At 44.1% G+C, this 7,592-nt stretch carries 7 protein-coding genes and 1 pseudogene; 2 read left to right on the top strand and 6 right to left on the bottom strand.

Annotated elements, in window-relative coordinates:
- Window positions 1–176: 176 nt before the first annotated feature.
- From H6G17_RS06965 to H6G17_RS06950, 4 genes are all read right to left on the bottom strand, one after another.
- Entirely contained in the window at window positions 177–467 is a 291-nt protein-coding gene (locus H6G17_RS06965; protein ID WP_192155486.1) for a DUF86 domain-containing protein, read from the bottom strand.
- Window positions 439–744 (bottom strand): nucleotidyltransferase domain-containing protein, encoded by a 306-nt coding sequence (locus H6G17_RS06960; protein ID WP_192155518.1) that lies wholly within the window; start codon window positions 742–744, stop codon window positions 439–441. The genes H6G17_RS06965 and H6G17_RS06960 overlap by 29 nt, the downstream gene beginning before the upstream one ends.
- Before the next feature lie 23 nt (window positions 745–767).
- Window positions 768–4,361, bottom strand: coding sequence for an N-6 DNA methylase (locus tag H6G17_RS06955; RefSeq protein WP_192155516.1), 3,594 nt, complete (start codon window positions 4,359–4,361; stop codon window positions 768–770).
- Between the two features lie 279 nt (window positions 4,362–4,640).
- On the bottom strand, window positions 4,641–4,892 hold the full coding sequence (locus tag H6G17_RS06950) for a hypothetical protein (protein ID WP_192155484.1): 252 nt from the start codon (window positions 4,890–4,892) through the stop codon (window positions 4,641–4,643).
- Window positions 4,893–4,921: 29 nt separating this feature from the next.
- Here H6G17_RS06950 and H6G17_RS06945 point away from each other — a divergent pair, with 29 nt between their 5' ends.
- Entirely contained in the window at window positions 4,922–5,188 is a 267-nt protein-coding gene (locus H6G17_RS06945; protein WP_192155482.1) for a hypothetical protein, read from the top strand.
- Window positions 5,149–5,565, top strand: a pseudogene (locus H6G17_RS06940) (nitric-oxide reductase large subunit); the annotation flags it as partial. The gene H6G17_RS06945 and the pseudogene H6G17_RS06940, both read left to right, overlap by 40 nt.
- On the opposite strand, the gene H6G17_RS34545 reads toward H6G17_RS06940, so the two are convergent.
- The gene (locus H6G17_RS34545) at window positions 5,562–6,821 is read right to left on the bottom strand and encodes an ATP-binding protein (protein ID WP_192155480.1); all 1,260 of its coding nucleotides are present in this window, start codon (window positions 6,819–6,821) and stop codon (window positions 5,562–5,564) included. The pseudogene H6G17_RS06940 and the gene H6G17_RS34545 sit on opposite strands and share 4 nt — an antisense overlap.
- Window positions 6,818–7,495: a response regulator transcription factor gene (locus H6G17_RS06930; RefSeq protein ID WP_192155478.1), complete on the bottom strand. Its 678-nt coding sequence runs from the start codon at window positions 7,493–7,495 to the stop codon at window positions 6,818–6,820. Before H6G17_RS06930 ends, H6G17_RS34545 begins: the two co-directional genes overlap by 4 nt.
- Window positions 7,496–7,592 lie beyond the last annotated feature (97 nt).

Raw genomic sequence — 7,592 nt, 5'->3', positions numbered from 1 at the left:
ATCTCTGCTCGATCTTTGACTTTTTGTGGTACATCCGCAGTTCTCAAGTTTAATAGAGTTTTGTCTTGCTCACGAGTCAGAAATACCCTTAAACGAGCGCCCATTTTACTCGCTTCCCTAATACATTTGTTCTGCGTCTTTTCCAGATTTATCTATCTTTACATAGTTTGGTTTTTTCATGACAGCTTACTTACATCCCATACAATATCAAAATCAAGCTGATCGTATTCGTGGACAATTACATCTCGCATTCCTGCCATTTCTCGCCAAGGAATTTCTGGATGTTGCTGACGAAATGATAGGGATAGCCGTTTGGTTGCTTCGCCGAGAATTGTAATTTGATAGAGTATCGCAGACAACTTTTCATCATTAGCTTCTAGTTCTGCTCGACCGACTCTATCTGTATAGCGCAAAATGCGTTTGATGGCGTTGGCGATGTCAATCAGAGATTCTCGGTCGCGCGACATAGATAGTTCGTGCTGATTCTAAAATGTTTTTACGTCTCAACCAATTTTCACTGCGCTCGATCGCAGCTTTAACGATTAGGTCTACTTTTCGATGAAAAATTCCTTGGAGTTCATCACGCATTTGCAGGGTTTCGGTTAAGCCGCGTTTTGCGGTTGGAGAAAAAGCGATCAAAATATCAATGTCGCTGTCGGGGCGGAAGTCATCTCGGAGAACAGAACCAAATAGGGCTAATTCTGATACCTGCCACTTTTTACAAAAGTCTTGAATTTTATCCATCGGTAGTTCTATTGCAGTAACGATCATATTAGTTTTACTCCCAAGATTTCAAGTTGTTGGTTCATCCAGGCGATCGCATTTGCTTCATCAGTTTCAATTGCCCGTTCCACTCCTGTTTTAGCAATTTCCAAAAGTTGTTTGGATTTTAATTTTAATGAAAATGATGAATTTAGCTTGTCAACAATTTTTTGTTGTTGAGGTTTTGGCAAGATTGGAATTAGCAAACTAGCCAGATCTGGCTGAGAAATACTGTAGTAAGCTACACCATGAACTCTACGCTCAACCTGTAAATAGCCAAATTTTGAATTTAGAAATAGGCTGATGTATTCTGGTATAATTGTTTGTCTAGAAGCCGAATTCAGGCGTAGAAGCATAATTTCACTACTAATGATTCCGTTGACTTCTAGTTCTGTAACAATTGCGGAATTACCAAAACTACCTTTACGAGTGAAAAGAATATCTCCTACTTGTAAACCTACAGGTTTATCAACATCAGCTATTGAAATTGGAATTCTTACAGCACTCTCAATATTGATTTGTCCGTTTTTTACATCACCAACACGAATATAAGGCGTGCCTTCTTCAGCATACTCTCGATAGTCAAAACCATTTAGAATTGGTTCTATTAATGAACCTAAATTTTTAACTGGAAAGCTACAATATTTAATTGCTTTTTCTACTAAATCGTATTTTGGCTGGTAATACTCAGCGTCGAGACGACCGGAGGATAGGAACGACTCAGTAAAACTCTTGACGGCAACGGTTTCTTCGGTGGGTTGCCAGTCCTTCAAGCCAAGCTGCGACAACAGCAAATCTTCAGCTTCTTGATAAATTTCTTCTGATTGCTCAATACTACTCTTGGACAAGTCTATAACGTGTGCTATCAATTCCTGAAAAATTGAATTCGGCAAATAAACTAATGCTGTTTTCAGATCGTCAAGGTTTAATCCTGTCTGAATTGCACCTCTAGCCTTTCTTACTAAAAGCTTCTTACCAAGAGCGGAATTTAGATAGGCAAGTAGATATTTAGAGAAAATAACACTTTTTGCTCTAACAACGGTACTTTTGCAACTAAAAATTGCTGGTAAAATATCTTTGGTTGCTATTGATACATTCCCTAAAGTGCCAACCACTGAAACCAATAAGTCATTTTCTTTGAGTTTGTATTTCGACAAGCGCTCATAATCTGCCTTTGGTACGTTTACATTCTCGTCGTCCATCACAAAAAATGGTTTTACATCTCTACCTCTGACATAGCGATAAGGCGATTCTTCATCATAATTTTCTACTATAAATTGAGATCCAAATGGTCCAATTAAGAAGTCTACTTTTTCCTTAAGTAGACAGTGATTCTTCAATAAAACCTTAGTTTCAAAATTCAGGAATTCCGGTCGATAATATTCTGAATCAAGCCGTCCAGAAAATTCTAGGTTGCTTAACTTAACTTCTGCTGCTTCTAGCCCATCCATTAACTGCTGATACTTTTCAGCATCAAACGGTGTAACAGATGGGCTGGGTTCAAAAAAACTTAGGTTCTCCTTTTTGGCAAACTCAATAAACGCCTCAGCAATACCATCTTCCGTCATTCCTTCGTGGTTATACAAGTCATGATCCACCACTAAATGACCGTGATTATCTTGTAAAAAATCGCTTTCTACCCCGACGACTCGTTCCATCGGAGAAGGCGGCATCAATTCGCTGAGTTCGTCATGAGGCGGCGAAGTAGCAGAGGATGAAATTTTGCGCCAGATCTTCTCACCAGAATTATCCTTACCCGACTTTCGCATTGTGGCAAAAAAGATGTTGTAATCATCTTGGCGAGGGCAAAGTGCGCCTACTTTGGGGTCGTCGTTCCACTTCTGCACAAATAGCACCGAGGTTTTCGTACCCGTATGCGGCTTAAAAGTATTGCCATGTAGCCCCACCACCGCCAAAATCCGGCAGCGTTGGGCAATAAAATCTCGAATGTTCTTATCGGATGAGTTGTTAAACCGTCCTTGGGGAAGCACGATCGCCATTCTACCCCCTGGTTTTAAAAAGTCCAGATTCCGCTCAATAAACAAAATGTCGCGCCCGACTTTGGTTTGCCACTTGCCATCAGGCTTTTTTGCCAAGTCATAACGGGCAATCGTGCGCGGTTCCTTAATGTCTCCAGCAAAGGGTGGATTTGCCATCAACACATCTAACTGAAACTCTCGATAGTCTTTGCTGCCTCTGGGTCGAAGTCGTTTCAGCCGTTTGAAACCATCGTGATAAATATCATCCCATTCGTCTTGCTCGGTGACTTCATCCCACAGTTCATAGTCCAGCGTGTTTAAGTGCAACACATTTGTCTGTCCATCTCCTGCAATTAGATTCAGCGTCCGCGCCACCCGCACCGCCTTCTCATCAAAGTCGATCGCAAACACCTTTTCTTCTACATATTCTTTACAGCGAGGCGGCTTATCTTCCAGCGAAAACAAATGACTGGCTTCCATTCCCTCATCCGCCAAAATCTGCCGCCATACATGGAAAATCGTATGCACCGGAAACCCCGACGATCCTGCTGCCGTGTCGATTATATACTCACCTTCTTGAGGATTGAGCATTTTTACACACATATCAATCACATAGCGGGGTGTAAAAAACTGTCCTTTTTCGCCCTTGCTACTCTGGTTGATTAAATACTCAAAGGCTTCATCGATTACATCCAGGTTGGAGTTAAACAGCTTCATGGTTTCCAACGACGACACACAAACCGACAGGTGAGATGGAGTGAGGCTAATCTCGGCATCCTCGCTAAATACCCCTTCCCATTTTTTCTTTGCCCGATCGAACAAGTCCTGAATCTTGGTTTTCAATGCAGCTTCCGTCTGTCCGGTATTGCGAAATTCTAGAGAGTGGGTTTTACGGCGGTTGCCCTGCCCAGAATACCACTCATCATAAAGTTTAGTGAAAATCAGTTTAAACAGTTCCTCAAATACATCCACCCCAGCATTTGCCAACACCTCATCTTCCATTTCTTCAATTAGAGTTTTGAGGGATTTATTCTCCTTTACCAATTTGTCATTGGCAATCAGGTCTTCCAGGGTGAACTTGATCTGGAGAATATCTGCCAGGGTTTGGTTAGCGTTGGGCAGACTGGGAATGTCTTCAAAATGATTGGGTTCTTTGCGTTGGTAGTAAGAGATTCGATCGCCATTTGTCCAAACAGCGATCGGCGCACCCGTAGCATTACAGTAAGAGCGAAGTTGATCTTTACCATCCTTCAGCTTCGGCTTTTTTAGCTCTACGATCGCGTAAACTGTATTGGGACGGTCTTTATCCATCACTACAATGTCGGCACGTTTCACCTCTCGCCCAAAGTTCACCCCATACTCTACCTGAATACGACTGAGAGGATAGTGCAAGCGATCGGTCAAAACCCGTAGATATAGCTGTCGGATTGCTTCTTCTGGCGTGAGCTTAATCGCTCTCTGGCGTACCAGACAAACTGTGTAGGGAACTTCACCGTTTTTGGTCGTCTTGAGCGTAATCGTCTGCTCTAATTGCTCAATTTCAGCCGCAGTAAACTGCGACAGTTTGTAGTTTGAATCTTTAGATGCTACAGGCGCGATTCTTAGGGCTTTATCAGTTATAGAGTTTAATGCTATTGTCAGAAATGACTGATGGATTTTCTTAATATTCTGGTAGAGATCGCTTGCTGAAAAAAGCTGAAGAGCCTTGCTTCCCCGAACGCTTCAAATCAACTTGATACCGAAGACTGAAAGCTAGCTTCCAAGCGCCATCCCTACTGAGGACTCGCAGCATAACATCTCTCTGTCAACGGATGTCACGAAGCGATCGCGGTTGAAATTACTTCCAAATTCCTGAAACCGAATTTTAAATTGGAGTTATAAATAGTAGACTTGTACGATCTAATTTGCAATATATCGCAACTCAATAGAAAAGCTATACGATCGCTTTGTCCTAATAATGTGAGTTTGACTATCGATGTCGATCCGCTCAATTTGATGTGATTTTTCTAACCCAAGGATCGAACTATGAGCTAGCTCAGAGATGCTAGCGAGCAGGTTTGTCAAACTAAAAGTACGACCGAGATGAAGGTTGCGAGTGCGAATGTGGGTTGAACTGAGTTCGACTTGCACGATTCGATTTGCGATCGGCATTCTTTATATCTTTATTTGGAGGTGCGGCAATGACTGATTCTATATCGGTGAATGGCGATCGCGCCGCAACTGGAGGGCGATCGCTCAGCCTACCTGCCTGGTTAGTACTCATCTGCATCATTGCCTTTACGACTTTGCTAGCTGCCGGAGCAGCGATCTGGAAAAATGCCCCACCCGTTCCCGATTTGGTGCAATCCCCGCAGCAAGAAATTATCCTGACGCGAGCCGAGATCCAAGCGGGACGAGAAATCTATTTCACGCCTATTCTGCTTTGTTTGGCGTGTATGGTTGTTTAGCTCTAGCGCTGATGTTGTTCGCCTTGCGGGAATTTTTGCCAGAACAGGCTTGGAACGAGCGGCTCTTGCGCTTTAGCTTCTGGACGATTAATGGCGGTTTAGTTGGAATGCTAGTTTTAGGACTAATTCCCAATGGCTTCTACCAATTGGCGCAGTCGATCGATCGCGGCACTTGGTATGCTCGTAGTGCTGAGGTGATTAGTAGCCCTTGGATGCGATGGACTGTATGGTTGCGGATTCCAGGTGATATTATTTTTGCGATCGGTGCGTTGACAATGTTTGTGTTTACGGTGAGAGCAATCGTTGCTGTCTTTCGCTTTCCGGTCAAAACGACACAATCGGAGTTACCAAGCAGGGCAATTGAGATATTGCGCTAAGACATCACTGAGAACGAGAGGGGTAAAACGACTGTGAAAGTCGTTCCCTGCCCCAATTCGCTGTTGACAAGAATCTTGCCTGAGTGCTGAGTTGTAATTGTCTTGGCGATAGCTAAACCCAAGCCATAGCCGCTTGAATGATAGGAGCGAGCCTCATCTGCCTGCCAAAAGGGATCGAAAATTCGATCCATATTTTCTGTAGCAATGCCAATTCCAGTATCTCGAACGTCAACTTGAATCTGCGTGCCTTGAGTCCGCGCGGTTACCCAAATTCGCCCGCCCTTTGGGGTGTATTGAATTGCATTACCAATTAAGTTAGAGAATAGTCGATTTATGTGAGCGATGTCCCCCATTACATATAGCCCTGAAGTTAAATCTGATGTCAAAAGAATTTCTTTTGCTTGAGCTTGGGGTTCAAAGGACTCTACTAAACTTTTTAATGTTGGCTCCAGATCTAAAGGGGCTTTTGCTGAGTGGGGTATCTGTTGAGTTTGGTCAGAGCGGGCGAGAAAGAGCAAATCCTCAATTAGGTTTGTCATTTGGTCGGCAGCCCAGGCGATCGCTGCTATTCTTTTTTTATCCGCAGCATGAATTCGCTCTGGATGATTTAAAATTAAACCGATATTACTTTTAATCACTGTCAAAGGGCTTCTTAGTTCGTGAGAGGCGTTGGCAGTAAACCATTTGACTCGCATCAGACTTTGTTCGATCGGTTGCGCTGTTTGGCGCGTCAGCCAAAATCCACCCAATCCACACAATCCCAGTTCTGTAAGCAGACCGAGACTCAACCGCCAGCGCCACTTTTCCAGCAGCTCATTCACTGTTCTGAGAGATTTACTGACTCGAACATAGCCCTGCAATTGTCCTGCTCTTTGAATCTCAGGGCTACGAACGGCGATCGTTAACTGGCGTAACTGCCCAATTTGCTGCACCGAGTCAGACACTTGGGGTGGCAGCGACGATCTACGCCTTCCCTGTGTTGCCAAGGGCTTACCACTAGCATCGAACCATTCCAATGTCACGCCGCGAATTTCTAAATCTTCCCAAATATCATCATTCAAATCGATCTGAGGATGCTTCTGCTTGCTCAAACTCAAGGCGGCAATTCTTGCCATAGCCGTCAGTTGCTGGTCTAAATCCCAGTAGAGACTGCGAGCAAATAACCAATAGGTCACTCCCGCAAACGCACCTAATAGCACTGCCATAATTGCCAAATACGTGCCAAATAAGCGGTATCTGAGAGCTTTTGAATTCACGATCGCTCCTTGAGGCGATAACCCAAGCCGTGGACTGTTTGGATTGCGTCTTTCGGGACTCCTACGTTTGTCAGCTTGTGGCGCAGGCGCTTAATGTGCGCCCTCACGACTTCTTCATTCGGCGAATCTTCTAATGCCCAGAGGCGATCCAACAGCTCAGCTTGGCTGAAGATCCGCTGGCGATTGCGCAAAAACAACTCCAGCACTTGATATTCTTTGGAAGTGACATTAACTGCTTGGGAGCCATAGGTGACAGCTAAGGTGCTGGGGTCTAACTTTAACTCTCCCCAACTGAGAATCGGTTGTCGCCCCGGACTATCTCGACGTAACAAGGCGCGGATGCGAGCCGCTAATTCGTTGACATCAAAAGGTTTAATGACGTAATCATCAGCCCCACTATCCAAACCGACAATCTTATCAGCAGAGGAGTCTCGTGCTGTCAGCATCAGAATTGGTTTTCCATAACCAGAACCACGCAGACGCTTGCAGAGACTAATGCCATCGAGCTTAGGTAGCATCAGATCTAGCAAAATCAAGTCGTAGTCGAAAGCCTCCGCCTGTTGCCAACCAGCTTCTCCATCAAGGGCAATATCGACTACATAATGCTGGTCTTGCAGCACATCTGCTAGTGTCTCCGCAATGAGTTCGTTATCCTCAACTACCAAAATACGCATCGTTTCGATCTCGATCGCATTTGAGTTTCACAAATTAGTCACATTCGTTGCCTATGCTTACGTTATAGCTGAATCTTAGAACTTGGCTAACGAATAA

This window comes from Chroococcidiopsis sp. [FACHB-1243] (assembly GCF_014696895.1).
Lineage (GTDB): Bacteria > Cyanobacteriota > Cyanobacteriia > Cyanobacteriales > Chroococcidiopsidaceae > Chroococcidiopsis.
Note: the sequence above shows the minus strand (reverse complement) of the source record. Positions and strands in the feature narration are given on the sequence as shown.